Below are 1,923 nucleotides of genomic sequence, written 5' to 3' on the forward strand. Positions count from 1 at the left end.
CTCTGCCAACTGATTTACCCCCCCCCCTTGGGAGGACACTCAGGGTCGACCCCGAGTGTCCTAAGGGGGGGCCTTAGGACACTGAGGGTCGACCCCGAGTGTCCTAAGGGGGGGGGTAAGAGGTCGAAGCGCCAGCTGCTGTTGCTGCAACAGCAGGCTGACGGTGCCCCTGCTGCGAGCGGTTGGGAAGGCCTGGTTCCCCACAGACCTGCCGCTATTATGGCCAGAAGGCTTTTTGCACAATGATGGAGTGTCGGCGCTGCTGCTGCTGAGGCTAAGACTGCTTGGCCTGCCACGTTTAGGATTGCGCCCTGGGGCCGCCGTCTTGCTGGCGCAAGAAGTGGCAGCTGGCAACGTCAAGCCAGCTTGTCTCAGTGCTGTTGATGCCCTGTTGGCCTTGGCCCTTCCAGCCCGGGACAAGCGCTTGATGTCTGCAGCCAAGACTGCCTCATCCCATGAGTCCTCCATCATCATTGATCAATTGGGGTGTGCCGGGCACTGCCCCCCCCTCCTACCAGCTTTGAGCCAGCTAATTGGGAATCGGAAGCGAGGCGGACAGCAAAATGAAGCGGATGTGCATGCTTAGCAACCAACATGATTCTACAAAGGGGCCAGCTCCTTGGTGAGTCTTGCCTCACACGCATCTCGCCATTAAAGCAGCTTCAAAAATAATATGTGGGGTGTGCCGGGCACTGCCCCCAAGCGTAAGCCAAGCAGACGCCGCGTGCTCTCGTCCCCAGAAGCAACAGCCGCAGCCAGCAGGCGCAATGTAGCTAGACCCACAATTCATCAAATCCAATGCTACGTGTCGTAATGCCAACCAGCTCAAAATAACTTTAACCGTGGGCCTACCTTTGCGCCGGACACTGAGCTACCAAGAACCAGGCAAGCCAACGCAGTGGCAACCCACCTTTCCACGGATTCAACTCCCTGTGCTGGCGACCAGTCGGTCCGCTGCCATTTCTCCGATTCAAGAAACAATTCGGTGAAGCGGTCGCGGCTAAAAGGTTCGGCAAGCTCCCCCAATGTAAGCTGGATGCCCAGAAACCTCAAGCGGCACGCAGCTTCTTCAGGCTTGAGCTTCCCGCGCTGAAGCAAGCGCGCTGCTGTCAAGAACATGTCCTTGAGCACCTTCTTGGGGACGTTCGGGACCGAAACCTTCAGGCGCGCTCAAGGTGGACAGTGGCAAGCCAGTGTTTAAACAAATTGGGCATCGTTTTCAACTTGCAAGCGTTGGCATCGCAATCAGTCAGAGGTTCAAGGCAGGGCCGGCCTGCGCGATTTCTTCCTCTGGCCCATTCCCCTCCGTCTTTCCAAGCTGCCAGACAGCTTGGTCACCTTCAAGATGCCGACACCAAAACTGGACCCGACCCCGGGAAGGGGACCTGGACTTGCCGCGCTGCTCAGCCATCGCCCCAAGCATTGGCAGGGCCTTCCTATCCCAGGAACAGGACCTAATGAGAGCAGCGCAGGCGGAGCAAACTTTAACATGGGCAAGTAGCCGGGCCGGGCTTCCTTGTCTTGGCATTGGAGCTTGCTTGAAAGGCGCTCTGGGCCTTGTCATCATGGTGTGTGGTTCTTGTCTTCTGGCAACCGTCAGTTGTTCTTGCTGAGGCTGGCACAGGGACATGGAGCTCCACTTAAGGATTGAGCCACACTGCCAGCTTTTGGAATTATGGTGAAATGTGCTCAGAGCCCAGATCAGACCACACCGACTCCAAGTGAAAGCAACAGGCTGAAGGTTAATATGGGGTGTGCCGGGGACTGCCCCCCCCCCAAAAAAAAAAGTCAATCTCCAATGCCACACTTGTGCGTTGTTTCCCACTCTCAATGTCCAATCAGGAAGCTTTTGTTTCTGTTGCGAGCCCCTGGGCCGCACTTGGAAAGACTGCCAGCCGGTCCCCCATGAAAGTCTTAAGTGAT

The sequence above is a fragment of the Limnohabitans sp. genome (genome assembly GCF_040400975.1).
Taxonomy (GTDB): Bacteria; Pseudomonadota; Gammaproteobacteria; order Burkholderiales; family Burkholderiaceae_C; genus Limnohabitans_A.